The following is a 275-nucleotide window of genomic DNA, read 5'->3' as shown; positions in this document are numbered from 1 at the left end:
CCCAGGGGCAGGCCGGCAAGGCGGAGCATGTGCTGTTCCCCGGCGACATCCCGGTGATCCAGGTAGATCGCGGCGGCCAGGTGACCTACCACGGCCCCGGCCAGTTGGTCACCTACCTGCTGCTCGATGTCCGCCGCCTGGGACTGGGCGTGCGCGAGCTGGTCAGCCGGATCGAGCAGAGCCTGATCGGCCTGCTGGCGTCCTATGACGTGCAGGCCGTGGCCAAGCCGGACGCGCCGGGTGTCTACGTCGACGGGGCGAAGATCGCCTCCCTC

At 70.2% G+C, this 275-nt stretch carries 1 protein-coding gene; it reads left to right on the top strand.

Annotated features, from left to right (window positions below):
• Positions 1-275 (top strand): lipoyl(octanoyl) transferase LipB (gene lipB / locus ACLJNW_RS24925; protein ID WP_410961321.1); only part of this gene is annotated, 275 nt, incomplete at both ends.

Origin of the sequence: Salmonella sp. SAL4457 (assembly GCF_046548235.1) — a bacterium.
Lineage (GTDB): Bacteria > Pseudomonadota > Gammaproteobacteria > Enterobacterales > Enterobacteriaceae > Salmonella > Salmonella enterica.
The sequence above is the reverse complement of the archived record's forward strand: the minus strand, read 5'-3'. Positions and strand labels throughout refer to the sequence as shown.